29 protein-coding genes are annotated in these 26,892 nt (G+C 53.6%); 15 read left to right on the top strand and 14 right to left on the bottom strand.

Translation table 11 applies throughout. From position 1 onward, the window contains the following. Positions 1-47 precede the first annotated feature (47 nt). The 7 genes from WJU22_RS22160 (at position 48) to fbp (ending at position 10,357) form a co-directional block, all read left to right on the top strand. Complete coding sequence (locus WJU22_RS22160) at positions 48-965, top strand: hypothetical protein (RefSeq protein ID WP_341840359.1); 918 nt, start codon at positions 48-50, stop codon at positions 963-965. 104 nt (positions 966-1,069) lie between these two features. Continuing rightward, a complete protein-coding gene (locus WJU22_RS22155) occupies positions 1,070-1,906 on the top strand; it encodes a hypothetical protein (RefSeq protein ID WP_341840358.1) in 837 nt (278 codons plus the stop codon). Then, the gene (locus WJU22_RS22150; protein ID WP_341843789.1) at positions 1,840-2,631 is read left to right on the top strand and encodes a right-handed parallel beta-helix repeat-containing protein; all 792 of its coding nucleotides are present in this window, start codon (positions 1,840-1,842) and stop codon (positions 2,629-2,631) included. Before WJU22_RS22155 ends, WJU22_RS22150 begins: the two co-directional genes overlap by 67 nt. A 390-nt stretch (positions 2,632-3,021) precedes the next feature. After that, entirely contained in the window at positions 3,022-6,135 is a 3,114-nt protein-coding gene (locus WJU22_RS22145) for a TonB-dependent receptor (protein ID WP_341840357.1), read from the top strand. A gap of 10 nt (positions 6,136-6,145) precedes the next feature. Continuing rightward, positions 6,146-7,876, top strand: coding sequence for a RagB/SusD family nutrient uptake outer membrane protein (locus tag WJU22_RS22140; protein WP_341840356.1), 1,731 nt, complete (start codon positions 6,146-6,148; stop codon positions 7,874-7,876). A 77-nt stretch (positions 7,877-7,953) separates the two neighbouring features. Continuing rightward, on the top strand, positions 7,954-9,303 hold the full coding sequence (locus tag WJU22_RS22135) for a hypothetical protein (RefSeq protein ID WP_341840355.1): 1,350 nt from the start codon (positions 7,954-7,956) through the stop codon (positions 9,301-9,303). A gap of 34 nt (positions 9,304-9,337) precedes the next feature. Next, the gene (gene fbp, locus WJU22_RS22130; protein WP_341840354.1) at positions 9,338-10,357 is read left to right on the top strand and encodes a class 1 fructose-bisphosphatase; all 1,020 of its coding nucleotides are present in this window, start codon (positions 9,338-9,340) and stop codon (positions 10,355-10,357) included. A 17-nt stretch (positions 10,358-10,374) separates the two neighbouring features. On the opposite strand, the gene WJU22_RS22125 is transcribed toward fbp, so the two are convergent. After that, positions 10,375-10,545, bottom strand: coding sequence for a hypothetical protein (locus WJU22_RS22125; RefSeq protein ID WP_341840353.1), 171 nt, complete (start codon positions 10,543-10,545; stop codon positions 10,375-10,377). A gap of 297 nt (positions 10,546-10,842) precedes the next feature. Between WJU22_RS22125 and WJU22_RS22120 the strand changes: the two genes are divergently transcribed. Further along, positions 10,843-11,838 carry a DUF1573 domain-containing protein gene (locus WJU22_RS22120; RefSeq protein WP_341840352.1) on the top strand — a complete coding sequence of 332 codons (996 nt, stop codon included), beginning with the start codon at positions 10,843-10,845 and terminating at the stop codon, positions 11,836-11,838. A 144-nt stretch (positions 11,839-11,982) separates the two neighbouring features. Further along, positions 11,983-12,267 (top strand): chitin binding peritrophin-A domain-containing protein, encoded by a 285-nt coding sequence (locus tag WJU22_RS22115; RefSeq protein ID WP_341840351.1) that lies wholly within the window; start codon positions 11,983-11,985, stop codon positions 12,265-12,267. Positions 12,268-12,354: 87 nt separating this feature from the next. Here the strand turns inward: WJU22_RS22115 and WJU22_RS22110 are convergent, their stop codons facing one another. Next, positions 12,355-12,909: a DUF1266 domain-containing protein gene (locus tag WJU22_RS22110; RefSeq protein WP_341840350.1), complete on the bottom strand. Its 555-nt coding sequence runs from the start codon at positions 12,907-12,909 to the stop codon at positions 12,355-12,357. A gap of 503 nt (positions 12,910-13,412) precedes the next feature. Between WJU22_RS22110 and WJU22_RS22105 the strand changes: the two genes are divergently transcribed. After that, the gene (locus WJU22_RS22105; protein ID WP_341840349.1) at positions 13,413-14,045 is read left to right on the top strand and encodes a TetR/AcrR family transcriptional regulator; all 633 of its coding nucleotides are present in this window, start codon (positions 13,413-13,415) and stop codon (positions 14,043-14,045) included. Between the two features lie 140 nt (positions 14,046-14,185). Here WJU22_RS22105 and WJU22_RS22100 read toward each other — a convergent pair whose 3' ends face one another. From WJU22_RS22100 to WJU22_RS22080, 5 genes are all read right to left on the bottom strand, one after another. Next, positions 14,186-14,530 carry a hypothetical protein gene (locus tag WJU22_RS22100; RefSeq protein ID WP_341840348.1) on the bottom strand — a complete coding sequence of 115 codons (345 nt, stop codon included), beginning with the start codon at positions 14,528-14,530 and terminating at the stop codon, positions 14,186-14,188. Between the two features lie 224 nt (positions 14,531-14,754). Next, positions 14,755-15,492 (bottom strand): SDR family oxidoreductase, encoded by a 738-nt coding sequence (locus WJU22_RS22095; RefSeq protein WP_341840347.1) that lies wholly within the window; start codon positions 15,490-15,492, stop codon positions 14,755-14,757. A gap of 62 nt (positions 15,493-15,554) precedes the next feature. Further along, a complete protein-coding gene (locus tag WJU22_RS22090; protein WP_341840346.1) occupies positions 15,555-16,418 on the bottom strand; it encodes an AraC family transcriptional regulator in 864 nt (287 codons plus the stop codon). Positions 16,419-16,664: 246 nt separating this feature from the next. Then, positions 16,665-17,861 (bottom strand): serine hydrolase domain-containing protein, encoded by a 1,197-nt coding sequence (locus tag WJU22_RS22085; RefSeq protein WP_341840345.1) that lies wholly within the window; start codon positions 17,859-17,861, stop codon positions 16,665-16,667. Between the two features lie 146 nt (positions 17,862-18,007). Further along, positions 18,008-18,709: a DUF2461 domain-containing protein gene (locus WJU22_RS22080; protein ID WP_341840344.1), complete on the bottom strand. Its 702-nt coding sequence runs from the start codon at positions 18,707-18,709 to the stop codon at positions 18,008-18,010. Between the two features lie 198 nt (positions 18,710-18,907). Between WJU22_RS22080 and WJU22_RS22075 the strand changes: the two genes are divergently transcribed. After that, positions 18,908-19,795: a winged helix-turn-helix domain-containing protein gene (locus WJU22_RS22075; RefSeq protein ID WP_341840343.1), complete on the top strand. Its 888-nt coding sequence runs from the start codon at positions 18,908-18,910 to the stop codon at positions 19,793-19,795. Positions 19,796-19,801: 6 nt separating this feature from the next. Here the strand turns inward: WJU22_RS22075 and WJU22_RS22070 are convergent, their stop codons facing one another. Then, positions 19,802-20,296, bottom strand: coding sequence for a RidA family protein (locus WJU22_RS22070; RefSeq protein WP_341840342.1), 495 nt, complete (start codon positions 20,294-20,296; stop codon positions 19,802-19,804). Between the two features lie 207 nt (positions 20,297-20,503). On the opposite strand from WJU22_RS22070, the gene WJU22_RS22065 reads away from it, so the two are divergent. Continuing rightward, complete coding sequence (locus WJU22_RS22065) at positions 20,504-20,923, top strand: hypothetical protein (RefSeq protein WP_341840341.1); 420 nt, start codon at positions 20,504-20,506, stop codon at positions 20,921-20,923. An 83-nt stretch (positions 20,924-21,006) separates the two neighbouring features. Next, positions 21,007-21,786: a CHAD domain-containing protein gene (locus tag WJU22_RS22060; RefSeq protein WP_341840340.1), complete on the top strand. Its 780-nt coding sequence runs from the start codon at positions 21,007-21,009 to the stop codon at positions 21,784-21,786. On the opposite strand, the gene WJU22_RS22055 is transcribed toward WJU22_RS22060, so the two are convergent. From WJU22_RS22055 to WJU22_RS22035, 5 genes are all read right to left on the bottom strand, one after another. Further along, positions 21,770-22,201, bottom strand: coding sequence for a DUF1801 domain-containing protein (locus WJU22_RS22055; RefSeq protein ID WP_341840339.1), 432 nt, complete (start codon positions 22,199-22,201; stop codon positions 21,770-21,772). The genes WJU22_RS22060 and WJU22_RS22055 overlap by 17 nt on opposite strands. 100 nt (positions 22,202-22,301) lie before the next feature. After that, the gene (locus tag WJU22_RS22050) at positions 22,302-22,475 is read right to left on the bottom strand and encodes a hypothetical protein (RefSeq protein ID WP_341840338.1); all 174 of its coding nucleotides are present in this window, start codon (positions 22,473-22,475) and stop codon (positions 22,302-22,304) included. 144 nt (positions 22,476-22,619) lie between these two features. Then, positions 22,620-23,081, bottom strand: coding sequence for a GNAT family N-acetyltransferase (locus WJU22_RS22045; protein ID WP_341840337.1), 462 nt, complete (start codon positions 23,079-23,081; stop codon positions 22,620-22,622). A 12-nt stretch (positions 23,082-23,093) separates the two neighbouring features. Beyond that, a complete protein-coding gene (locus tag WJU22_RS22040) occupies positions 23,094-23,465 on the bottom strand; it encodes a hypothetical protein (protein ID WP_341840336.1) in 372 nt (123 codons plus the stop codon). A 14-nt stretch (positions 23,466-23,479) separates the two neighbouring features. Further along, positions 23,480-24,151 carry a M24 family metallopeptidase gene (locus tag WJU22_RS22035; protein ID WP_341840335.1) on the bottom strand — a complete coding sequence of 224 codons (672 nt, stop codon included), beginning with the start codon at positions 24,149-24,151 and terminating at the stop codon, positions 23,480-23,482. A gap of 213 nt (positions 24,152-24,364) precedes the next feature. On the opposite strand from WJU22_RS22035, the gene WJU22_RS22030 reads away from it, so the two are divergent. Then, positions 24,365-25,237: an NAD(P)-dependent oxidoreductase gene (locus WJU22_RS22030; protein WP_341840334.1), complete on the top strand. Its 873-nt coding sequence runs from the start codon at positions 24,365-24,367 to the stop codon at positions 25,235-25,237. Here the strand turns inward: WJU22_RS22030 and WJU22_RS22025 are convergent. Continuing rightward, positions 25,230-25,616, bottom strand: a complete 387-nt coding sequence (locus WJU22_RS22025) for a helix-turn-helix domain-containing protein (protein WP_341840333.1) — start codon at positions 25,614-25,616, stop codon at positions 25,230-25,232. The two genes, WJU22_RS22030 and WJU22_RS22025, sit on opposite strands and share 8 nt — an antisense overlap. A gap of 197 nt (positions 25,617-25,813) precedes the next feature. On the opposite strand from WJU22_RS22025, the gene WJU22_RS22020 reads away from it, so the two are divergent. Then, on the top strand, positions 25,814-26,788 hold the full coding sequence (locus WJU22_RS22020; RefSeq protein ID WP_341840332.1) for an NAD(P)-dependent alcohol dehydrogenase: 975 nt from the start codon (positions 25,814-25,816) through the stop codon (positions 26,786-26,788). The last annotated feature ends 104 nt before the right edge of the window (positions 26,789-26,892 follow it).

Below are 26,892 nucleotides of genomic sequence, written 5' to 3'. Positions count from 1 at the left end.
ACGCGTGCGGCGGGGCTTTTACGAATTTTCAAATGAAGCCGGAAGGATTGAATCCTTTAAGTTTTACATATCCCCTGGAAGGGATTGCTTCCGCCTGCGGACAAGCGGCGTTCAAGGGGCATTTTTTATGCCTGGGCCGCTGGGGCGATCCTTCCGCGGCAGAGCGTTCGGCGGGGGCCATTAAGCATGGTGATTTCTTCGTGCGCCAATGGGAGGTGTTGCCGCCTTACAGCGACACGCGGGTGCGCATGCGGGCCATCAGCCCGGTTGAAAAGTTGCAGGTGGAAAGGGAAGTGATATTGGAGGAAAGCGCGCCGGTGTTTTATGTTCAGGAAACCGTTACGAACGTAGGCGTTTTGGGGAGGTGGTACAATATGGTACAGCACCCGACCATCGCCGGGCCGTTTTTACATGAGCACACCCGTGTGTTCTCCAATGCGGACGTGGGGATTTGCCAGGAGAGCGACCATACCGTCCGTTCGCAATGGCCGGTGGGCCAGGCGGGAGCAGGAGAAAAGGTAAATCTGGAGTATTCCCATCAGCCCGACAATCATGTTTTTTCATTTATTGTTCAACCAGGTGCCGCGTTTGGCTGGCTGGCGGCCTGGTCGCCGGCCGACAAGCTGCTGATCGGTTACAGCTGGCCGCGGGCGGATTTTCCCTGGATCAATTGCTGGCAGCATTCGGAAAACGGGAAGATGCGGTACCGCGGGCTTGAATTCGGTACCAGCGGTATTCACGCGCCGCTGGAGGAAATCATGCGATCCGGCAAGGCGGATTTGCTTGGCGAGAAGACGGTGCGGTTCCTCGGGGCGGGGGAGCGTATCACCACCCGGTATGCCGGCTTCCTGGCGAAAATAGAAGATGAAGTAACGGATATCACGATTACCGACAGGAAAATCAATATACACTGCGCCGGCCGCGATAAGGCGATCGGGCTGCCGATGGCGCAGCCGATGTATTGACGCGCCCCGGTCCGTTTCCCTACAAAAGATGTATCACCCATTCCGCCGGGCAGGGCCCGGTGCGCCCGACTATGCACGTAATTCTGTAAATAATAACAACCCTTATGCAATCATCATCTCACTTTTTCAAACGGCTGGCCTGGAGCTTCGGCCTGGTGATCGGGATCCTTCCGGTCACCGCCCGGCAGGCCAGGGCAGACGCCCATCCCGGATTAACACGGCCATCGGCCCAAATCGCGGCGGAATCGCCGGCACAAAGTACCTCGGCCGATTATGTGCTCATCACCGATTACGGTGCGATCGGCGATGGCAATATCGCGAACGCGGGCGTCAACACCACGGCCATGAATACCGCGCTGGCCACGGGGAAAACGGTAAAAATCCCCTACACGGCGGCCGGTTTCCACTTCGGGACGAACCAGATCACCGTGGGTTCCGGGCAGATCATCGAAGGCGAGAGCCAGGTGCTGCTGAAATCCACCGCTACCACGTCGCTCTTCCGCATGACGGGCTTCGAGCTGACGTCAGGCATCAGTAACGTGTCTATAGACATGACCGGTTCCGGCGCATCCTCCACCGCTATCCGCTTCGGCACCAATTCGGCGGTCCCCGTTTACCGGGTGCGTATTTCGAAGATCAAGTTTTCCCACTGCGTGGAAGCGATCGGCGACGAAGCGCATGCCACCAATTATGTGGTAGATATCATTATCGACGATTGCATGGCCTGGCAAACCCGTGGCCGGCAGATCTACAACCGCCGGTCCAGGGGTTTTTCCTCATCCGGTCCACCAACGTGGATTTCACCTCCGATCCTGCCGCCGTGGCCTGGGAGGGCATCCGGCTGGAAGATTACGCCGGTCTTGAGCTGGAAAGAGTGGATGTTGTGGGCTGGGGCCTCGGGCCGCGGGTGTACAATCCCGCTATCCGCTCCATCGTACTGAACAACGGCATCGCTTTGTGGCTGACGCGCGTTTTTGCCGACAGCGTGATCGGCGATGGGATCTTCGTCAACAACACCCAGTTCGTTTTCTCGCTTACCACCGAATCTTCCCTTTCCCTCGGTATCGGGATCATCCTGTCGAATGTGGAGAAGGGGGTATTCACCAATACCATGATCAACGGTGCCAACGGGATCCCCGGTGCGGCGGCCGGCGCTGGCGGCTTGTATGTCGAAAACTGCCGGGACAATATCTTCACCAACACGTATGCCTTCAATTGCACCGGCGCAGGCATTTACGTGACCACCGGCTCGGTGCGTAATACCTTCATGAACAATTCCGTGAACGCAAATGGTTTCGGCCTCGCCCTGCAGGGCAATGCCGCCACCACGAAGTTCATCGGCGGCAGCATGAACGGTAACACCACCGCCGTGTCCAACGCCACTTCCGGCACCGGGAACATGATCCGCGATATCACGGGATACAACCCGGTTGGCGCGGCAACGGTGACCACGGGCGGATCGCCCTGGACGTACACGGCGGGCATTTCCCCGGAAACGTTGTACTTCAGCGCCACCACAGGCGTGTCTGCCGTAACGCGGGGCGGGGTGAGCATCCTGCCGGCCGCACTCGGGGCGAACGTTCCCTTTACGGCGGTACTGTCGCCCGGGGAGTCCATCGTCATTACCTATTCCGGCACGCTGAACGCCAGGAAGCTGGTGCAGTGACGCCCGAACGCCAGGCGAAGAGCATGAGTTGGCATGTACCCTGACTGAACAAAAGAAAGCATCAAAATACTACCGGCCCGGAACGTGCGACGTTGAGGCGGAATGCGCCCGGGACCGGAGGCTGTTAAATAGAATAGGATTGTCGGAACATTTCGCATGTTCTGATGTAATGGAACGAACTATATGTGTATTTTACCGGAAGCGGCATGCGGCATTGGGTTGCCGCTGCGGGAAGGGGGAATTTCGAACGAATGCATTCACTATTCTACAGCATGTGAAAAGTTAAGAATAATATAATTCGAGTTAAGAACAGGACATCAACCATTTTTCTTAGTCGGTACCTTAGATACGTTAGACATCAGATAGACTTATCATTTCAATCAATCCCGTATGAATACAATTATATTCCGTTGCCCGGTCTGTTGGCGGCAATTGGTTTTACTGCTGCTGCTCAGCCTTTGCGGCACCGCGGCATTTTCACAGTCCATGAATATTACCGGCACCGTCACCGATTCCCTCGACGAATCCACGTTGCCGGCCGTGACCGTCAGGGTGGCGGGCTCAACCAAAATCACACAAACCGACGGGAACGGTAAATACACGATATCGGCTGCGCCGGGCGCGGAGCTGATATTTAGCTTCCAGGGGTACCTGGAAAAACGGGTAACCGTACGCACCAATACCACCATCAACGTGGAAATGGTTTTTACCCGGAAAGAACTGCGGGAAGTGGCGGTAGTGGCATTTGCGAAACAGAAGAAAGCCACGGTGACGGGCGCCATCGCTTCCATCCAGACCAAGGAAATCAAGCAAAGCCCTTCTGCGAACCTCGCCATATCGCTGGCGGGCCGCCTGCCCGGGTTAACCACGCTCCAGAGCAGCGGGGAACCGGGCCGGGACATTACTTCCCTCTTCCTGAGGGGGCGGGCCACCATTAACCAAACGGCCCCCATCGTGCTGATCGACGGGATTGAGCGCGACCTGACCTATATCGATCCCAACGAAGTGGAGTCGGTGACGATCCTCAAAGACGCATCTTCTACCGCCCTGTTCGGCGTGAGGGGAGCGAACGGGGTGATCCTCGTCACCACCAAACGCGGTACCGCGGAAGTGCCTGAAATCAATTTCAGCGCCGAGGTGGCCGCGCAGGATTTTCAATACTTTGTCAATACCGTGAATGCATACGACTACGCCCGGCTCCGGAACCAGTCCCTGAAAAACGACGGGCTGGCCGAACAGTTTTCGCCCTATGCGCTGGAAATGTACCGGACCGGTGGCGATACGGCCAATTATCCCAATACCGACTGGAAGAATGTGATGCTGAAGGATTTTTCGCTGCAGCACCGCTACAACCTCAATATCTCCGGCGTAACGGCCAACAAGGCGGTGAAGTACTTCGTCAACGCCACGTACCTGAACCAGGGTGGGCAGTTCCGGACGGAAAAAGATCTTCCCTACGATCCTTCCTTCAAACTGGACCGTTACTCTTTCCGCTCCAATATCGACTTGCGCCTGAACAGCAAGCTGAATGCGTTCCTCAACGTAGCGGGCTACCTGGAAAAGCAGAATATGCCCATGGGGATACTGAACCGGTTGGGTGATGTGAATTCGGTGCTGACGGGCATGTCGCCGGCGGTGTACATCATGTCGTTCATGACGCGCGTGCCTGCAAACGTTCCGAAGCTGACACCCGACGGCGAGGTAACCACCGGTCCCAACATCGACTGGCCGGCTTACGGCCTGCTGAACCGGTCGGGGTATGTGCGGCAAACGAGGAGTAACGTGCTGGCGACTTTCGGAATGAAACAGGATTTGTCTGATTTGACGAAAGGCCTTTCCGCGCAGATCCACCTGTCGTTCGATACCCGTTCCATCAACAACCTTTTCGGCGGAAAGGAATTTGTAAGATATATGCAGGTGATCACTCCCAACGCGCAAGATCCTACCGCACCGGATGATATCCACTTTGCGCAGTACGGCGGCTGGCTGAATACGCCGCTGAGCCTGGGCGGCGCCACCAGCTTCGTGTCGCTGTCCAACGTGCAGGGGTATCTCAACTACGACCGGAAGTTCAATAAGCACCAGGTGAGCGCCATGGCCTTGTACCTCCAGCAACAGAACATCCAGGGCATTGCGTTGCCGTTCAACCTGCGGGGCGTTTCCGGCAGGGCCACTTATGCATACGACGACAAATACTTTGCTGAATTCAACGCAGGGTACAACGGGTCGGAGCAGTTCGCCAAGGGGAAACGGTTCGGCTTCTTCCCGGCGTTTTCGGCAGGCTGGCTGATCTCCAACGAGCCTTTCATGCAGGCGGTCCCCGCTATTTCGCATTTGAAAGTGCGCGCATCGTACGGCCTGGTGGGGAACGACCAGCTGAGTGGCCGCAGGTTCCTGTACCTCGACGATATCACGCTGAGCGCGGGAGGGTATTCCAGCAGTCTTGGCCTGGGGCAATACATCGGCATCAACATGCTCAAAAACAGCAACATCACCTGGGAAATCGCGAAGAAAACCAACATCGGATTCGAACTGGGGTTGTTCAACGACATCAACCTCGTGATCGATTTGTTCAAGGAAAGAAGGGAGGATATCCTGCGCAGCCGCGGCACCATTCCCGTGCTGAACGGCTTCCCGCTGGGTGTTTTGCCGCCGGCGAACGTTGGGGTGATCGAGAACAAGGGATATGAGATCGAACTTAACTACCGGAAAGCGTTGACGAAGAAGCTGTCTATCCTGGCGAAACTGAATGTGAACTACGCGAAGAACAAACAGATTTTTGCCGACGAGCCCCTGCTCGGAGAAGACTTCGCTTACAGGTACCGATCCACCGGCTATCCGCTCGGGCAAAGCTTCGGCTACCTGGTAGACCGGTACTTTACGGATGAAGACGATATCACCAGGTCGCCGGTGCAAACTGTGGGCGGGCATGCCTCCCGGCCGGGCGATTTCAAGTATAAAGACCTCAACAACGACGGGCTGGTCAACGAAAAAGACATGGCGCCCATCGGTTATACCAATCTGCCCGAATACACTTACGGCGCGGCATTCAACATCACTTACCAGGGCCTTGACGTGAGCTTCCTTTTCCAGGGCGTTTCCAACGTGGGCCGTTACCTGAACGGCAGCGGCATCTGGTCGGGCGCGGGCTTCACCAACTATTCGGACTGGCATCTCCATAGCTGGACGGAAGAAAAGGCAAACAACGGGGAATCCATCCGTTATCCGCGGCTCACCACGCAGGTGTCGCCCAACGAAGTGGTGAATGATTTCTTTTACGTGAATGCCAGTTACGTGCGGCTGCGCAACGTGGAAATCGGGTATACTTTCCCCATGGGCTGGGCGAAGAAAGTGGGGCTGAACAGGGCGCGGATTTATGCGAACGGGCAGAACCTCTATACCTGGGACCGCCTGCCTTTCAAAGGTGTGGACCCGGAACAGTTATCGTCTTACGCTTACCCGATCCAGCGCGTGTTCAACTTTGGATTGAATGTTACTTTCTAAATCATCAGACATGAAAAAGACCTTTATATACTTTATCGCCGGATGCTTTGCATTGTGCTCGTGTAACAAGAATCCTTTGGATATCACGCCAGACGGGCGCATCACATTCGACGACGTTTTTAAGAACGAGATTCAGACGGAGTCGTTCGTCAATACGATCTATGCAAAAATACCCACGTACTTTTTTAACTACAACAACTACGGGTTTTTAGCCGGGATAACGGATGAAGCCCAGGAAGTACGCAACACTTTTATCGGCGGTATGGCGCTGCAATGGCAAAACGGCGGCCTCACACCCTCGAGCAACCCGCTCGGCGGCATGCTGGATTACTCGGTATGGTGGCAGGGAATCGGTCATGCCAACCTGTTTTTGTCGTATATCGATAACGCCACGATCAAAGACGGTGCGAAGAAAAGCCGGTTGAAAGCGGAAGTACAGTTGCTGCGGGCGTTTTTTTATTGGGAGCTGGTAAAACAGTATGGTCCTATGCCGGCGATCGATAAACCGTTTGACGCTGCTTTTTCTTATGGATCGTTGAAACGGCCGGCATTTGCCGATGTGATCGCCTTTATCGTGCAGGACTGCGATGCCGTGATCGCCAACCAGGATGTGCCGCTGAGGATCACGAACGTGGCCGAGCGGGGACGTTTCCCTAAGGCGGTGGCTTATGCCATTAAGACCCAGGCTTTGCTGTTCAACGCAAGCCCGTTGTGGAACCCCGGGAACGACGCTGCGAAATGGGCCGCGGCCGCGCAGGCCGGCAAAGAAGCCGTACAGGCGCTCACCGTGCAGGGAGATTACAAGTTGTTCGCGGATTATGGCCAGTATTTCCTGAAAACGCAGGACCTGGGCGCGAACATCCGCGACCTTGAGACCATCCACGAAATACCCGCGCCCGCAGGCGTTTTCTCCGTGATCAATACCATACCCACGAACGGACGGCTGATCGGTACAAGCGCGGGGGCTTGTCCTTCCCAGGAGCTGATCGACAGTTATGAAATGAAGGCCACGGGGGAGCCCGCCATCCTGGGGTATTCGGATAATGAGCACCTGCATCCCATCATCAACGCAGCTTCCGGTTATGATGAAACCAAACCTTACGAAGGGCGTGATCCCCGTTTTTACGCCACTACCTGGTACAATGGCGCGCATTACGGCATGATCGCGGGGATAGACCACAGCGTGGAAACATTCATCGGCGGCCTCGACCAGATGATCCCCCAGGTGCAGTTCACCAACACGCGCACAGGGTATTACCTGCGGAAGTTTTACGACCCCCTGATCCCGGCGAACCAGCTGGTACAGGAGTGCCGCTGGAAGAAATTCCGCCTGGCGGAAATCTATCTCAATTATGCAGAAGCAGAGAATGAAGCGAACGGGCCGGCACTGGCTTATGAGCCGGTGAATATCGTCCGCAGGCGCGCCGGGATGCCGGATCTGCCGGCCGGGCTCAATAAAGACCAGATGCGGGAACGGATCCGCCGGGAGCGCCGCGTGGAGTTTGCTTACGAAGAGCACCGTTTCTGGGATGTGCGCAGATGGAAAATATTGTCGGAGACCGATAAGCTCGTTACCGGGATGGAGATCAGGAAGCAGCCGAACGGTTCGTTTACGTACACCCGGTTTGTGACAGAGCGCCGCGCTTCAGGATGGCAGGATAAATATCTGCTGTTCCCCATACCGATCGGCGAAACCAACCTGATCCCCGATTTCGCGGCCAATCAAAACCCCGGATGGTAAAAGGAAAGTATACATGAAACAGGTAGCCGGTCCGGGCGGACCGGCTATTTTTTTACGCCCACGCAAAATGATAACACATGCGATATTTATTTTTTACGATGCTGGCCGCTTTGGCCCTCGCCTGCGGGAAATCGTCCCGTGCGCCGGCGAGTACAACGCAGGAAGAGCCGGAAACTCAAACGCCGGTGGTACGGCCGAAAACGGATTTTGAGTATCTGGGCGTATACCTCTGGCCGTCCTGGAGCCGGGAAATCCAGCGCGATTATGATTATTGGAAAGCCTGCGGGTACAATACGGTTTCTATCCTCATCGCCGGCGAAATCGCCACGGAAGAGCTGTTAACTACGTACCACGCCCGGATGCGGGATGCGCAGCATGCTGGTTTCAAGGTGGAGATCGTCGTGTTTTCCAATATGGGGCCGAACGGGCAGGGCTTCGATCCGAGAGATGCGGTGCTGATGCAGAAGCGATTGAAGGATATCGAGCTGATCGTTACGCGGATGGCGGCGGCAGACGTTATCACTTTGTTTGCCGGAGACCCCGGCGGTACGCCGGTGAAGCTGGGGGAGGCCGGTATCGATCATTTTATGGATATGGTGGTGACGGTGAAGGGGATCGTAGAAAGGAAAGCCCCGAAAGCTTTGTACAACGTGAACACCTGGGCCATCGCGCACTGGGACGATGTGCATATTTCGCCGTTTACCGTTGAATTCTGGGATAAGGAAACATCTTTCAGCCGCAAGCTGCTGGCAAATGCTAAATGGGCGGCCGATATCGGGATGATCTACCCCATGCACAATTATTATCGTTCGCTGGCGATGAACGAATACGTGAAGGCGGGCAAAGCGCCGGAGCTGTTCCCGGTGCAGCAGGATGTGGATGCGCTGAAGGAAAAGGGCGTGCAGCGGCAATGGGCCTGGCCGTATTTCCTGATCGATGAAGTGGATGACGGGTATACCGGTTACCTGGTAGGCACGCATTATACCCAGTCGGAAACGCGGTATATCGGGGATATCGCCCGCAAGGCGCGGGGATTGAAGCTGAACGGGATGATCGTCAATACGAGCATCGATAAGAACGGTATCCAGACAGAGGCGCTCAATGTATACGCGATGGGCCGCTTCAGCCAGGATGCGACGCTGACGGCGGAGAAAGTGATCGCCGAGTTCGCGGGTTTTATAGCAGACAGTAAAACGGCGCCCGTACTGGCGAAGGTGCTGCGATTCGTGGAGAACCATAGTACCTGGGAATCCAGCATCCCCGCCAGTTACCGCTTGCAGCCGTTTGCAGACGTATTCCCCGATGCACAGGCGGCCCTGGATGCCCTGGCCACCGTGCAGGCGAATGCGAAGCCGGCTTTCCCGCTTCCGTTTGCTCCGCGCGGATTTTTGGACCGGGTGAAGGCGCGGCTGCTGGCCATCAAGTAACGAAAGATTGCATATTAATATTTGAAGGAACGTAATGAACCGAAGTATACTGACGCTGGACGAGTTTACCATCCAGCAATTGAAGCGATTCCCGAGCGCCACGGGCGAATTGAGCGGATTGCTGCGCGATATCGGCCTGGCCGCCAAGCGGGTGAATGTGGAAGTGAATAAGGCAGGGCTGGTCGATATTTTAGGAGATACGGGCAGGATGAACGTCCAGGGCGAAGAAGTGAAGAAACTGGATGTGTATGCCAACGGGCATTTCACGGATGTGTTGCAGCGGGGGATTAGCTGCGCAGGTGTAGGAAGTGAGGAGATGGACGATTTTATCGCTTTTGACGATGAAATCAGCCGGCAATCCAAATACGTGTGCCTCATCGATCCGCTGGACGGCAGCAGCAACATCGATGTAAATATTTCGATCGGTACGATTTTCGGCGTGTACCGCCGTGTTTCCGAAAGGGGCACGGCGGCCACCCAGGCAGATTTCCTGCAGCAGGGCAGGAGCCAGATCGCCGCGGGATACATTATTTACGGCTCCTCCACCATGCTGGTGTACGCCACGCGCCGCGGCGTGAACGGCTTTACGCTGGACCCATCTATCGGTGAATTCTGCCTGAGCCATCCCGATATCAAATGCCCCGCGCAGGGAACGATCTATTCCGTTAACCACGGCAATTTCTTCGAGTTTGAAACAGGCGTGCGGAAGTATATCGACCAATGCCAGCAAAAGGATCAGCAGGAGGGTGGCCCCTACTCCCAGCGCTACAGCGGGAGCATGGTGGCCGACATGCACCGCAATCTGCTCAAAGGTGGCATTTTCATGTACCCCGGCACTGCCGGCAAACCCGGCGGGAAATTACGGTTGCTGTATGAATGCAACCCCTTCGCCTTTATCCTCGAAATAGCAGGAGGTGCGGCTACCGACGGAAAACAATCCATTCTCGATATCCAGCCCACCACGCTGCACCAACGGACCCCTTTCTTCGCGGGGAGCCGGGAAATGATGGATGCGTTAGGTGATTGTATGCTTTGTGCCCCGGAGGATAATTGAATGTTCCCCGGCATTCATCACCTGTCCCGGGCTATGATGCAATACCAATGTTTCGAATGCTTTCGCGGTTCCCGCAGCCAAACGATCCCGGCTACGCCCGAAATTACCGAAGCCGGCAGGATGCGGTATGTCGACTGGTCGAACATTTCCGGATCGTTGAAGACGAGGCCGGTAATGAACAAAGACATGGTGAGCCCGACGCCGGCGAGCAAGGCATCCAACGTAAATCGAGCCTCCCTGTTTCCGTTAAAGTATCACGCAATAATCTTACGTAAACCACTCAAATAACCTTTCCCTTCATCTTTCCACAAAAAATCCCACTGCAAAATTGTCGCAGTCATATATTATAGTTTAGAGTCATATACGATACGCAATTCGATTACCCTAACCAACCATTACGTAAAATGAGAATGTTGTCCCTATGTCAAGGACTGGCCGTGGCGCTATGTCTGACCCAGCTTTCCTGTTCCCGTACTCCCCGTGAAATGTCTATCAGGTCTGGCTCCATGAGCGAAGCCCTTCATGCCGCCGCAGCGGAAAAGAAACACCTGATGGCGATCGTAACCTATGATAATTGCCCTTCCTGCGATAAATTGATGCAGGCCGCCAATCGTGAAGATGATTTCCGCGAGGTATTCGGCCAGTACACCGTCTTCCGCTTCAATGCCATGGAGCCCCAAAATCAATGGCTGGACCAATGGCTCTACGAAAAAGCCTATCCCATCACGCTGCTCTTCACACCCGATGGCAAGCTCCTGACCATCATCAGAAACGGCAATGCAGGGAAAATAAAGGACCTCGCCGCCAGGGCCCTCATCAACCCTAACGATACCGCCCTTTTCCGCCACAGCCGCACCAAGCTCCCCTTCGGGCACGACACCCTCGTGCGCACGCTCGCCGCAGGATTCGACGGATACATGGCCCTGCATAACCAACCCGATTCCGCCCGCATGCGCAGGGCGCTGTCCGGCATCGGGCAATCCATTCCCGATCAGGCTTATTTCTTTAATTACTACCTGCTGTCGAGGCTCCATGATAAACTGGGCGACAGCTCCCAGGCCCGCCGGTTCGCCGACAGCGCCCTTTCCCGGAAAGGCCCGATGGAAGCCATGCTCTACGCTCCGCTGCGCGCCGAGCTCAAATTCCAGCTCGATTCCAGCTATGATCAATACGACGATCCCTACGTAGCCATCAACGAAACAAAAATCGATATCGGCGAAGTAGGCCGTAACAAAAGCCCCAAAGCCACTTTCAAAATAAGGAACATCGGCAGTAAGCCCCTCCTGATCCGTGATTTGCGTGTGGGATGCACCTGCACTTCGGCAGATTGGCCCAAAAAGCCCATCCTGCCAGGCGAGGAAACCGTGGTCAGCCTGACTTACAAAGCGGCGAAAGAAGGGACCTTCACGCAATCGGCCTACCTGCTGACCAATGCGTTCAACAGCTCCGTCCACATCACTATCAGCGGTTTTGTGATGTAGCATTTCCTGCCAATTCATTTTATTCAACCATTAAAAATGACCACTAAGACGCGTAGGGCCCCTGCGCGCCTGCGTCAACCCTCATGCCATTAGTCAATCCATCCTCGTCATTCATTTCTTTTATTCACAATAAAACCAACAAACATGAAAAAGAATGTTTTCAAATGGAGCATGGCGCTCGTGCTGTGCGTAGCACTGATTTCCGGATTTGTTATGCGCAGCGAAGCCTATCCGATCGGTAGCTGTCACGGCCACAATGGCGAAAAACGCAATTTCCTGCCTGATTCCGAGTATTGCGCCGCCTTCTATATCTGCGACGACTGGTACCAGCCTGTTTTGCAGTGGTGCCCAACCGGCCTGCACTTCGATATCTACGATGAAGTGTGCGACTGGCCGGCATTTTCGTCTTCCTGGCCAGATTGCATGTAATTTCTGGCGCTTTTGAATTGAAAAACCGCCCTGCCCCGAAGCTTCCGGGAGGGCGGTCATTTTCTGATTGCGGCTACAGCAGCATCGCTAGTTTAGGAAGGCGTACCTGGCATAAATATCCACATCTTCAATTTTCCGCAATGCGGGCCCCTTTCCCGTAAATATTTGTTTGCTTTCAACGATCATTTCATCCAGATCAAATCCCTGGATGGTTCTGCCCAGCAAGAACGAAATGGTGTAATCCGACCAGTTTTTACCCTTGGCGGCCGCTACTTCGGATGCTGCTTTCATGACTTCCCAGGTTTCCTTTTCGGTCAAATAGCCTGCCCAGTAGCACCATTTTGCCAATGATACTGCTCTGCAGATATCCCAGGCATAGGCTGATTTTACCAGCGCTACGCTGTTTACGTCGATACCCAGGCCTTTTGAAATATCTTTCTGAATTTTGCTGAGTTCTTTTGATGGCTGATGGAAAAAGGGCTCAAATTCAGTACTCCGCTGGAGTGAAAGCAAATCATTCAAAGTGTTTTTGGCCTCATCGCTGTTTGTAATTTCCCATTGCTGCGCTAAACCACCGATATATTCATGTAAGTTGCTTTCGGGGGTAATGCCAAGTATTTTTTCTCCTCTGTAGTAAAACAAAATCCCTCCAAATGCGAGGAGCCTTTTTTGTGCTTCTGTTAATGGTTGGCCGGAATGGTTGGCGTTAAATGCTGCTAATTGCTTGTCATTTCTTTTTTCATTATGGTTTTCAGGAAAACCAGGTAAGCAATAAATACCAGCGCAATTCCGCCAATAATTAAGTAGGTGTTCGTTGTCATAAAGGATGTAATGCTGATGGTTTGTTTATCTTTTTATGAATGGAATTCTAAGGTCGGGTTTTACAAGCGGCGCTTAGTGGTATAATTTAAAAGCGTTAGGCTGGTTTGAGTATATTTTAAATATATAATGTGTAAAATATTTATTTACTGAAGTTGAATTCCGTCCGGAGAAACAGGGTGGGAGCCGGCGTTTATTATTCGCATAGCGGGATACTGTTTGCGTAGGGCACGCCGGCTATTGCCGGCACGAATTGGGGAAATCCCAAATATCCCTTGAAAATCGATGGGAAAGTCGGAAATTGCCAGTTACCAACATGGCAAAAAATGGCAAGAAAAATTACCAGCGGCCCTATCAGAGATAAAGAAAGAACGAAGAACAAACTGTTAAAGGCGGTCGGTGCTATTTTGAAAAAAGAAGGTTTCCCTGGATTGAATATCAGCCGGGTGGCTTCTAAGGCAGATGTGGACAGAAAACTGATCTACGAGTACTATGGAAGTTTGGAAAACCTGGTACAGGCGTATTTGAATGGTAAGGATTACTGGAAAGTGAACCTGGTGAACATCGATGAAATTATAGAAGGGAGCAAGGTGGATTTCGGCAAGCAGATCGCCTATTCCGCGCTGGAGGGGCAGTTTGATGCTTTGATGGCCGACAAGGAAATGCGCAAAATAATTACCTGGAGCCTGTGTGAGAATTTCAAACCCCTTACCGACCTGAACAAGGAGCGCGAACGCCTGGGCGAAGCGCTTTTCAGCAGTATCAGCGATAATTTTTTCAAGGATAAGGAAGTTGATATCAGGGCCGTACAAGGCCTGCTGATCGGTGGCGTTTACTATTTAACGCTGCAGGCCAAGATGAGCGGCCAGACCATGTGCGGGATAGACATCAATACAGAAGAAGGACGGGAAAAAATTAAGAAAACCCTGAAGCAGATTATTGAATGGGCTTTTTCTTAGAAGCCCCAATTAAGCATACTGCCGATACGGCAAATTGTAAAATACCCCAGGCCCGCTTGGGGTATTTTTAAAGAGGGGAGCCCCATCTTCTGCACGCTTTCAAGACTGATTTTTAAACTTTGTTCTGGATATGTAAAAGATTACAGGCCATGAAAGCACCCGTTGCTGTCTGCACCGGCTACAAAGTCATGCTGGGCTACGCCATACATTTGGGAATATGTTGCAGTGCTGGGGCCCGAAACGTAAATAATCCACATATTACCGCACGCGTCTTCAAAAAGGAATCTTCTCTGGATACGGAAATTCCCTTCCTTCATTTCACTTTTGGTGGTTGAAACGGTGAATTCGTTTTTGTTTTCTTTCGAATTTGTTTTTAATGCTTCCTTCTTCGTTACAACAGGGGCCGTTGATTTGGGAGTTGCATGGTTGGCTGAACCGCTGAGCCAGATGGTTGTGCAAATTAATACACCAAGTAGATGTTTCATGTTTTGTTTTTTAAGAGATGATTGACAAACAAAATCTTTCAAGTGGCAGCCGATGGTGTTGCATCGCCCTCTTCTGTATGCGAAGGTAGAAATTAAATATTAAATCACACAGATGTGAATTAAAATTCTAAAAATTGATTTAAGTTATGTAAAAAATTTATGTGTTGCATATTCAGGTACAACATGTAGTAAGACAATAAGCCGATTATTTATTTTCTTCTCCGCTACCACGGAATTTCCCCCGTTACCGGGTTATTCTCCTCGCTGAAGAACTTCCCGGTAGGGCCATCGTCGCCGATCAGCGCATATTTCACCACCCGTTTCCCGGCATCTTCCACAGACCCCGGCCCGCGGTGCCCGTTGAAATCCGTTTTCGTATATCCGGGGCAAACGGCGTTTATTTTGAATTTGGTATCCTTAAATTCGTAAGCCAGCACAACGGTATACATATTCAAGGCGGATTTGGAGGAAAGGTACACTGCGGCCTTGTAGTCATAGTATTTATAAGCGGGATCGCTGTGGAGGGTAATGGAGCCCTGGCTCGAGCTGACGTTGACGATGCGCGGCGCCGGCGATTGTTGCAATAGATCGATAAACGCCTGCGTAACGCGAACGGCGCCATACACATTGGCGTCGTAGGTGGCCTTGAATTGGTCGATCGTAGCGTTGAGCGCAGTTTGTGGATGACCGCCGAACATACCCGCATTGTTGACGAGGATGTCCAGCACCTTTGTTTTTTTGCCGATTGCTGTACGGGCTTTCCTGACGGATGCATCGCTGGTGATATCGAGCGCAATGGCTTCTGCATGTTCGAATCCCATCGCTTTTAATTTATCAACGGCCGCAGCGCCGTTTTCTTTATTGCGGCTACCGAGGAACACGTGAACCCCTTCCCGGGCGAGCTGGCATGCCACTTCGAAGCCAATGCTTTTGTTGGCCCCTGTTACTAATGCAAATTTCATGAAGGTGAATTTTATACGGCAAAAGTAGCGGGCTGTACAATGGCGGAAATGGACAAATCCGCCTATTTCCCCGACAAATCTTGCCGGGGCAAAAATTCAGTGATGCTCTTCCCGGTACTTTTCTTGAAGAGCCTGGAGAAATAATCCGGGTCGTTAAATCCCAATTCATACGCCAGCTCTTTGACGGAAGTATTGGAATAGCGCAACCTGCGCTGGGCTTCGGTTATCAGGCGGTTGATGAAGTAATCTTTGGGCGAGGTGCCGGCGTATTCTTTCACGATCCGGTATAAGCTGTTCGTGGACAAGGCCAGTTTTTCCGCGATTTCATGGATGGAAGGCTGCTCCGTGAGCGACGATTCCACCACCAGCTTGAACTCCACGAACTTGGAAAGGTTCGCGTTCACGATATTGACGGGCCCGTTGCTTTTGAAATAGGCGCTGTTGAATTCAGACAACAGGGTATTCAGATAGGCCAGGATAATTTCAGTGTCGTGGTTCGCAGTAAGGAGCAACTGGTCTAAAATCCCGAAAACCAGGGTGGCCCTTTCTTTCGCAGGGCTTTCCAAAGCGATGGTTTGCGTATTGGAAGGGTTGACTAAAAAGGGGAATTGCTGCGGCAACAACGCCAGGGTATTTTCATCGAACAGCAGCTTGAAGTATTTGAGATCGGCGGTTTTAGCCGGCGGCACCAGCGTTTGATTGGGCATGGCAAAAAGCAACTGGCCGGCGGTAAGGGGAAAGTCCTGCGCATCTATGTTGTAAGTAATGGAGCCGCTTTCAATGAATACGATAAAGTATGAAATTAACTTGCGGGGCTGCAGGAGCTTGCTTTGCATGTCTGGCGAAACATAGGGATTGTCGTTTGAGCGGATCTTTACACCCAGCTCATCGTTCGGTAGGTCTTTATGTTTCCCTTGGCCCTGCATATATATCAAAAATAATGATGCTGTCAGAAGATGTCCAGCAATTGTAAATCTACTAAAAAACAGGCTCGGGACTTATTCCTCAAAAGCCATGGCCGGGCTTGGGGTTGATGCCAGGGTTTGCAGAAAAAAGAGGATGACTGAAAAATCATCCTCTTCCTGAGCACCCATCCGCTTCGCTGGCCATTTCGGCTGTCCTCCGCTGCGGCAGGCGTGCATCTTCAGTTTTATTTTAAAGCAGCCTTCCGGTTAGTACGTCCACGCATTTTCATAGGCCGCAATGATCACATCCTTCACCACACCAATATCGTTCGAGATGGAGTTCGTGTTCCACGCCAGCTGCACATTGTTGGGGAAATGCGCGATCATCGTGTTGACGCCGCGGAATTTACTGTCGTAGGCCATGCCGGCTTTAAAGTAGTAGGTGCCATGCCGCCCGCGGTATTTGCTATCGAAGCCCATGAGCTTGTTTTTCATGCGCTGGAACATCGCGTCTGACACGAATTTCCTCGCTTCCGCCGCTGTGTGGACAAGCGCCAGTTCCTTTGCGCTCAGGTACCAGTTGCCCGCGCCACCCGATTTATAGTTCGTATAAATCGAAATGCCGTGGTAAACAGGTTCCGAATAATTGTAGTACAGTGTTTGGGTGCTCCCGGGAGAATTGGGGTTCCAGACCGGGCCCAGGTTGTTCCAGGGGCCGAGATCTGCCAGGTAGTGGTTGGGGATGCCTGCAGGACCGAGAATGACCTGGCGCACGTAGTTCCGGTAGAATTGCGATACCGCTTCATCCGCATTGTTGTCGGACATGGGCGCATACCAGCCCGCGCCGTTGACGATGCAGGCAAGCAATACCCGGCAGAGATGGTAGTTTACCGCGGTGTTTTTATAGTAAGCGTCGCCGTAGCCCGTGGTGGGTGTTTGCATGGTGGTGCGCAGCGAAGTATAGTCGTAACCGATGTACTTCAGTCCGGATGTGTGGGTCAGCAGGTGCGCGACGGTGATTTTCCTGTTTGATGCCGGAATGTTCCAGTTGAGCGGCAGCAGCTGCCATATAAAGGCGTTTTCGTCCATGCCTTTGGCTTCCAGCGCTTTCAGGATGGCGAGCGCGGTGATCGTTTGCGTGGCTTCCGCCGTTCCCTGGCGCGTAGTAGGCAAATAGGGATGTTGCCCGTCCATCAGCCGACGGGAATCGCCCCCGGTAATGGTTGTTACCACTTCTCCGTTTTGCGCGACCGCGAAGCCATAACCAATTGTTTTGCCCGTGAAACTTTTCATCAGGGCCTGTGTGAAAAGCGATCGGTTGAATTTGAGGGAAGTGCCTGGTGCCTGGGCAAGCGCACCTTCCGGTTTTTCTTTGGGGATGATTTCCTCCGGCTTTTCGCAACCAGCCAGCAGGGCGCCGGCGAATAGTAGCATCCCGGCGGATCTTTGCAGTAAAGTTTTCATTTGTGTGGTTTGAGGTTCTTGCGGCAAAGATGCGGTGGGTGGGAAAGAAGGAGGGAGCTGTCTTAATGAATGCGGGCATTGGATTAACGAAAGCGGGGAATGGTACGAAGACAGGGGCTTTCGTTGGGGCGAGTTCCCTATAGCGCCTACCCGGCCTGCCCGTTCGGATCGCTCGTCAGCACTTCGCTCATGTAATCGAAAAACGGGCGCATGGCCTGGAAGGTCTGGTCGGCTACGGCTGCGAAATCAGGCGCCAGCACTTCCGCGTCCGTAAACCGCCGGATGAGCAGGAACTGTTTGTACCGCAGCAGGTCTACCGCTTCATGGGCCGTATCGAACCCCTTGGGCGCGGTTTTCAGCTGTTCGCCCTCCAGCTTCCCGAAAGTGGAAATGAACGTGCCGGCCTGGAGGATCTTCCGTAACGGCGCGGGGTCGAAGGCGATATCTTCCCGCACCCTTTTCAGATCTTCGGGCACCGGCCCCCAGAACCCGCCGGCGATCATACTGTTGCCGGGCTCGATGTGAAAGTAATACCCGCCGCGGCGGAACTTCGTCGCCCGTTTGAAGCCGCCGCTCCAATTGCTTTTGTACGGCCGCTTATCGCCCGAAAACCGGACGTCGCGGTAAATGCGGTGGAGGCTTTTCTTCCCCGAAGGCGTTTCGATGAGGTCGTGACGCGATAATTGTTCCAGCAGCACGTCCGCGAACGCTTCGATATGCTGCAATTCTTCCTGGTACACCGGTTTGTGGGCGTTGAACCAGTTGCGGTCGTTGTTGGCGGCGAGGTTGCCCAGGAATTCGAGGCTCGAGGGTCGGATCTGCGCCGGGGAAGTATTTTTGCTGGCCATAATTATCGGAAACGGATTTGATGACCGCGAAGATAGGGGTACTCCCGTCACCCTTAAAATATTTTTCCAGGTGATGAATTTGCCGCTCCGGTCTGGACAGGCGCAGATAAAATTTGATACAGCAAAAGTACTTTGTTACCTTTCTGCACGGGAATCCGGATGGTGAATCATCCAGTTCCCTTTAAAACCGGAAATCGTATGTCTGATCGCCCAAATCCCGGCTCCCGGAAGCCCAGGTACCTGCTTGGCTGGATAACCCTCCCGATCATCGCCATCATCGGCATTGCCTTCAGTTTGACGGGCCAGGACAGCCTTGAGATCGCCAGGAGGGAAGTGCTGCTGCGCAGGATCGGGGATGAAATACTTACACAGTCGGGCGACCGCACCTCCAGGGTACTCCCGGTTACAAAGGTCGCAGCGGATGAATACAAGATAAGTTTTGAAAAGGGGCTTGCTTTCCGGCCGGATTCCCTGGTGAATACCACCCGGCGGTTGCTGGCCAAAGACCCCCAGGCAACAGACTATGTGGTGAACGTCCTGAACCCCAACGCCAGTGTAGCCTACGGCTTCGCCGTTTCCGCGGATAAAAAGGATGATATCATCGCCTGTATCGGAAGAGTGCAGCCGAAAGCCCCGTATGTCATCAATGTAAAATTCAAACCGGCAGGAATGAACGTGGCGAAGCACGGGTACCTTTTGGGGAGCCTGCCATTGCTGGCATTTGCCGGTTTTGTGTTTTTCAGGTCGTATTCCGCGCGAAAGGAAGCCCCCCGCCAGCAGGAAACCGGTATGGTAGCCTTGGGCCCGGTATGGTTCGATGCAGAAAACCGGCAATTGACGGTACAGGGAATTACCATCGACCTCACCGCCACCGAAACGCGCATCATGGGGATCTTCGCCCAGGCCCCCAACGAAACCATCGCGCGAAGCCGGTTGCAAAAGGAAATATGGGAAGATGAAGGCGTGATCGTAGGGCGCAGCCTCGACATGTTCATCTCAAAACTGCGGAAAAAACTGGAGCACGAACCGGATGTCAACATTGTAGTGGTCCGCAGTAAAGGTTATAAGCTGGAAGTCAGCGCCTGAGTATCCTTATTTACCGCTTTCCGGGAGCTGCGCGATGATATCCACTTCCAGCCAGGCGCCGGGTTCATAGAGCCTGCTGATCTGCACCCAGGTGGCAGCAGGGAAGTCGCCCTTGTAGAAGGATTTCCTGGCGTCGTTGTGCTTTTTCATCGTTTCTATGTCCGTAGTATACAGCGTTTCTTTCACGATATTTTGAGGGGTTGCGCCAAAGGTTTTCAAGCATTGCCCAAGGGCTTTGTAGACATTGGCGATACCTTTGGGGCTCACATCATCCGTCGCAACGCCGGAAACATAAATCATATTACCCGCCTTCACCACCTGCGCATATCCCGCACTGTCGTTCTGCTTTTGCGGATTATTCCAGTGCCATTTCTTCTTTTCGAGGGTATTGGATGTTAATTCGGACGACGCCGGTTGTTTGCTGGCCATTTTGCCGTTGAAACAACCCGTGGCGGCGAATGCCGAAACCACGAAGCAGCGGAGTATTGTGGATGTAGTCATGGGCGACCGGTTGAAGTAGTTTTTGTACAATTAAATATAGTGGATTGACATTAATAATCCGGTCCCAGCAATACCCATGAAAAATGGGTACTACCGCCTATACCTGGATACCCGGATGGACATTTGACGCATTTCCCCCGAATGAATGACGTATTCGCCACCCTTTGGTCTCGTTTGCGGCAGGTAACTTAGTGGAAACAGTTTGCAATGGACATTATCACCATGGAAAGGGACGTTGTTGCCGTATATATGACTGCCGCTTCTTTCCCCGACGGCATCCTGGATGCCCACCAGCGCCTGCACAGGATCGTCCCGTTTTCTACGGAACGCCGCTACTACGGTATTTCGCGGCCCGAAAAAGGAGGGGACATCGTTTACCGTTCAGCCGCGGAAATCCTTTCCCCGAACGAGCCCGAACAGTTCAATCTGCCCACTATCGTTCTGAAAAAGGGCAGGTACCGCCGCATCATCATCGAAAATTACATCCACGACCTGCCTTCCATCGGCAAAGCGTTCGACGCGATGCTGGCGCATCCGGACATCGATCCGAAAGGCTACTGCGTGGAGTGGTACATTACCGGGAAAGACGTGCATTGCATGGTCCGCCTGCAGGATGAAGCCGCCTGACCGGCGCGCGGCATTTCGATCGAAGCAGATACATACCCCGCGGTATCAGCGCAACACGTTAACTTTGTTGTACAACGTGGCGCATGCTTACACGGGAAAAGCAATACAACTACCTCATCAAAAGATGGCTCCTCATCCGGCGCCACCTGATGGCTTATTCGGCGTCCGGGAACCAGGAATCGCTGCACAGGGTGCGGGTGGAAATCAAAAAGATAAAGGCGCTGCTGCAATTTTCCGGTTCGACTGGCGGCAGGAAGATCGCGCCGGCCCAACCCCGGGCTTTGAGGAAAATGTTCCGCCGCGCCGGAAAGATCCGGGACGCCGGCATCCATCTCCAACTGATGCAACAGTACCACATTACCGATGCTGCATTCAGCGCCGGGGAAACACAGGCGATCGAACAGTTGTCGGCCGCGTTCCGGGAGGATGTCGCGCATTTCGATAAAAGGCTCAGGCAAACTTTCAGGAAGCTCCTCGGTGCATTGCGCCCTGTCAGGAAGCGGGATGTCAGGCGTTGGCTGTCCCGCAAAGTGGGCGCCATTGCTGGAATGGTGGCATCGCCGGGCACAGACCAGTTGCACCCCGCCCGAAAGGAAGTAAAATCCCTCATTTATTTTCTCGGGATGCTTCCGGGGCGGTTATCACGCCGGTCAAAGATAAACGTCTCCTACCTCGATCAATTGCAGGAAGCTATCGGCAAATGGCATGATCTGGATATTACCGTTTCCCTGGTAGCTTCCCGGAACCCCGGAGGCAGTAAGATCATCAGCAAGCTGGAAAAAGCGCGGGACAGGGCAGGAGCGGCCGTTTACGCCATGAGCGCCGGGTTTGAAAAGCGCGTTTTTGCTAACGCGCATTTGTGAAGTTAACACCATCTTGTATCGCTGCTGCGAGTATATCGATATGGATATCTTTGAGGGTTTTGAATTTGATGCAATACCCACTCACGCTCGCCTTGCCCAGTGTTTTTCCGTACGTTCGGGCCAGGTACAACTTATCCTCCATACCGAGGATGTAGATAGAGATGCCGGTTGTGTTGGCGCTGAGGCCGATTTGATAAAACTCCCGGGTTTTGCCATCTGCATATTTGATGGTGTACATACCGTATCCGATATTGGGGTTGGACACAGTTTTGTTTTCGCTGTTCTTGCCATCGAGGAACCACAATCTGCAACCCGGCAACAGTTGCAGTATGTACGTGTGCAAAGCTTGCATGTCGCTGCGCTTGGGTTCGGGTTGGCTGGCGATATAGTTTTCGATTTGTTCCTCGATGTTCATGGGGAAAATTTTTTGATGCCGGATTTCCTTTGAACGATGAAGATACAAAAGCCGCGAAATTTGGGATCTGCGCGGCTTTTGTATTGAGTTGATTACGAAGTTATTTCAAATTCCGCTCTTTCAACAATTCCTCCACCTCTTTACGATTATATTTCGAATTGTTGATCAATTTATACGCCAGGAAGAAAAGTATCAGCGTCAGGAACCCGAATTTGTTTCTCATGAGGCTGTAGACCAGGACGCCCACTACAAAACCTATCAGTACTGCATTCATGATGGCGGTTGCTTTCAGTTTCCGGGCAACCTGTAAAAGTTCGGCATCGGTTAAATCGTGTAGTTTTTTTTCTGTCATTTGGCTTGTTTCGGCTGTTAAACTAGCATTTCGGCGGAACTTTTACAAATCCATTGCAGCCGTGTTTCAGCAATCCATCCGCATCTCCACCAACACCTTTTTAAGCCCCGCTTTCTCGTAGGCGCGCACGGCGCTGGCGTTTTCGTCGTACACGTCCAGCCGGATTTCCTTCAATCCTTTCTCCACCGCCCACCCGCGCAACCGCGCAATAATGGCAGTGGCGATTCCTTTGCCGCGATGTTCCGGCGCCGTGTACATGAAACCGATATAACCATGATGGCTATTGGTTTCATAAGGTTTGTTGGCCCGGCGCAGGATGTAGCCGGTGCCTGCCAACTGACCGTCGATTTCCGCCATGATGAGCAGCACATCTTCCCGGCCGATCATAGCGCCCAGGTCGTAATAGGAAATAGGGTCTTTGGCGAGGCCGGGATCGAACGGGCGCTCCCAGGCGATGATGGCCTGCTCTGCCGCGAGGAGCGCCGGGAGATCGGCTTTGGTGGCGGGCCTTATGATATAATCAGACATATAATCAGGTTTTTAAAAGATAACAGGAAGGAGAAACAGGATGAACCCCAGGATGAAGATACCCGTCAGTATCCGGACCATCCGGCTGTTGTGCTGCAGGAAAATGAACTGCTCGATGGTGCGGCCCAGCCAGAAGAGGGCGTTTCCGGCGAGGAATGTTTTGCCCAGCGCCGTGGTGGCCAGTTCGCGGGGGAAAATAAAGCACACGGCCGCCGTGAACGCGAAAACGTAGATCAGGCGGAGGTTCAGGATCTGCATGATGGCTTTGTTGTAAAAGCGCAGGTTGCCGAGGTCTTTCTTCCAGCCGAACAGTTTCCAGAAGGCAATGTGGAAGCCGGCGAAGCCGAGGCTGTAAACGCCGCAAATGATCACCAGGGTTTGCATGGGCACGATTTGGATCAGGTGAGCAATTGTTCGTGGAACCCGCCGATCTGCCGGTCGCGGTCCACGAAATGGACCTCCAGTATCCACTCGCGGGGCTGGCCGTTGGCATCCGGGGCGAACATGTCGTTGTGGTTGGACGGGTGCACGTACAGCCCGTAGTTCCCGGGCTCCAGCCGCTCGTGGGGGAACTCGCCGATGAGGTGGCCGGCTATTTCACCGCCGAAAGTCCATCCTTTTTGTTCCGCCAGCGAAGCCACATAGTGAAAATAATCCGCGCCGCTCAGCGTGCTGTGCTGGTGGAACCAGGTTTTGGCCGTTTGCCAGGCATTTTCGATATCCCGTTTGAGGCGGAGCTTGTGGGGATCGTTACCGATGACGTAGGTACGGCCCAGGTCGGCCTCCCAGTCTTCCACAATGGGCCCGAAGTCGAAAAAGAGGATGTCGTCGTTTTGCAGGAGAAGGTCGGGCGGATTTTCCTTGTAAGGATGCAGGGTGTTGGGCCCGCTGCGGATGATGCGCTTATGCCAGTACTTCTTGATGCCGAACAGCTCGTCGGCCAACTGGAAGATCTCCGTGTTGAGCTGGTTTTCCGTTTTGCCGGCAACGATGAGCCCGCGGCTTTCGGCGGCGGCAAATAGTTGTTCGGCGATGTGTTCTGCCTCGCGCAGTTTTTGTTTGGTGGTCATGATGCGTGTAATTAAGAGGGCGAGGTGAGATTAGTATTATCAGGGAAAACGAAAATAGGGAATTTCGGGTTAACAACCGCGCCTACCGGTTTTCAAGTCCCGGACCGATGCAGCACAGGGACAAATTTTTCCCCCAGCTGAATCTTTTATCCCGTATTGATGGAACCTGCGGCCTGTCCTAGTTTTGCTCCTGTAAACAAAAAAATAAATCAAATGAAAGGTACAGTAACAGTGATAGGATTGGGCTCCATGGGTTCGGCGCTCGCGCAGGCTTTCATCGCCAAAGGATGGCAGGTGACCGTCTGGAACCGGAACAGGGATAAGGTGAACGCATTCGTCGAAAAAGGAGCGATCGCAGCTGCCAGCGCGGCTGCCGCCATTGCCGCCAATGAGCTGACGGTGATCTGTGTATCGGATTATCAAACGGCCGATAAGATCATCAAAACACCTGAAGTAGAAAGTGTGCTGAAAGGCCGAACCCTCGTGCAGTTAAGTACCGGCACCCCCAAAGAGGCCCGTGAGCTGGAAGCCTGGGCCGGCCGGCACGGTGCCACGCTCCTGAACGGCGACATCCTCGCCTGGCCGCGGCAGATCGGTACAGATGAAGCCACGCTTACCATCAGCGGGAACGAAGCCGGCTTTACAGCGCAGGAAAATGCGCTGCGTGCGTTGGGCAACCTCAGTTACCTCGGCGCCGAGCCCGGACTTTCCGCCGTGCTCTTCGCGGCGGCGCTGTCATACCTGGCCGGCAGCTGGATCGGGTTCGTGCATGGGGCGCTGATCGCGGAAAACGAAGGCTTCAGCGCGGAAAAGTTCGGGGAACTGATCCACGATATATCGCCCATGCTGGCCGTAGAATCGAAGCATATGGGCCGCGTGATCGAAAAGAACAGCTTCAGTAATCCCGAAAGCACCGTAGACACCACGGGCCACGATCTCCACCTGCTGGTGCAGCATTCCGAAGAAGCGGGCATCAGCAAGGAGCTGCCGCTGTTCGCCGCCGATCTCTTCCAACGGGCGATAGACGCGGGTTATGGCAAGGAAGAGCACGCCGCTATCATAAAAGTGCTGAGAAAGGTCAGTTAGTTTCCTGGAGCAGGGCACAGTTGCCGGGCGCATAGCCGGCCTGGTGGCGATTAACGTACTCCTTGTTCTCATTGCCCCATTGCTCCAGCGCCTCCATGACGGGCAGGATGCTCATTCCTACGGGCGTGAGCCGGTACTCCACACGGGCAGGCACTTCCGCGAAGATCTCCTTGTAAATGATGCCGAGCTCTTCCAGCTCCTTCAGGTGGAGATTAACGATCCGCGGGTTCACGGCCTGCATCTCCCGATGAATGGCGCTGGGGCGCCGGATGCCGCGCCGGATGCAGTCGATGACCCAGGCCTTCCATTTTCCGCCCACCACTTTGATCGCTACCGACAATCCGCAATCCAGCAACTCGGGTATTTTTTTCTGATACATCTCGCAATTGATTTTAATCAAAGATACCACCCCTGCGGGACATGCAGGATAGGGATAAATTTATCCCTATCCTGCCGCTGTTTTTGCCGTTGATTAAAATGCAGGCTGCCCGGTGAAAGAAAATTTCCGCATACCGCGATTCAACGCATTCCGTTATATTTATGGCAATAAACTTAACGCAGCAACCTATACTTCCCATGAAAGCGATCCGCTACCATCGATATGGCTCCCCAGACCAGTTGCAGATGCAGGAAATTCCCATTCCCGTTCCCAAAGATGATGAAGTGCTGGTGAAAGTCCACGCCGCGTCTATCAATTCGTGGGACTGGGACCTGTTGCTGGGAAAGCCGTTCCTGGTGCGGCTGATCGGCGGTTTGCGCAAGCCCCGGTGCCCGGTGTTGGGTGCAGACGTAGCCGGAACGGTGGAGGTGGTAGGGAAAAACGTCCGCGATTTCCGGCCGGGCGATGAAGTGTTCGGCGATATCGCGGAGAGCGGGTTCGGCGGGTTTGCGGAATATGTTGTCGCGAAGGGAAAACTGCTGGCAAGGAAATCGCCCGCCATGTCTTTCACGCAGGCCGCAGCCTTGCCCCAGGCCGGTTTGCTGGCTTTGCAGGGGTTGCGGCACTTCGGGCCCGTACAACCTGGTCAGCGCATCCTGCTCAACGGTGCCGGCGGCGGCGTAGGCACGCTGGCGCTGCAATACGCCAAATCCATCGGTGCGGAGGTGACCTGCGTAGACCTGGCTTCCAAATTCGACATGCTGCGCGGACTGGGGGCCGATCATTGCATCGACTATACGGTGGCAGACTATACGCGTACCGGCCAGCAATACGATAAAGTGCTCGACGTGATCGCGCACCGGTCGGTCGCCGATTATAAAAGGGCGCTCCGGCCCGGGGGCACTTTCTCCATGATCGGCGGGTCCATGGGCTGGCTGCTGTTCCAGATGATGGTGCTGTCTAAATTGATTTCCGCAGGCTCCGGCCGGAAGCTGGGGATCATGGGCTACCGTCCCAACCGGGAAGATCTCGACCTGTTATCGCACCTGTTCGAAACGGGGCAGCTGCAGGCGGTCATAGACCGGGAATATCCGTTGGCGGAAACGGCGGATGCGTTCCGGTATTTCGGTACGGGGAAAGTGAAGGGAAAGATCGTTATTGCTGTTACCTGAGGCGATATTTTGTCGATTTAATTCGATAATTTTAAGTAGGATGACTTCGTCATTTTTACCATTCTCCATTTTTACCGGTAACGACGCATGTTACTGCGAACGTT

The sequence above is a fragment of the Chitinophaga caseinilytica genome, assembly GCF_038396765.1.
Classification (GTDB): domain Bacteria; phylum Bacteroidota; class Bacteroidia; order Chitinophagales; family Chitinophagaceae; genus Chitinophaga; species Chitinophaga caseinilytica.
Note: the sequence above shows the minus strand (reverse complement) of the source record. Positions and strands in the feature narration are given on the sequence as shown.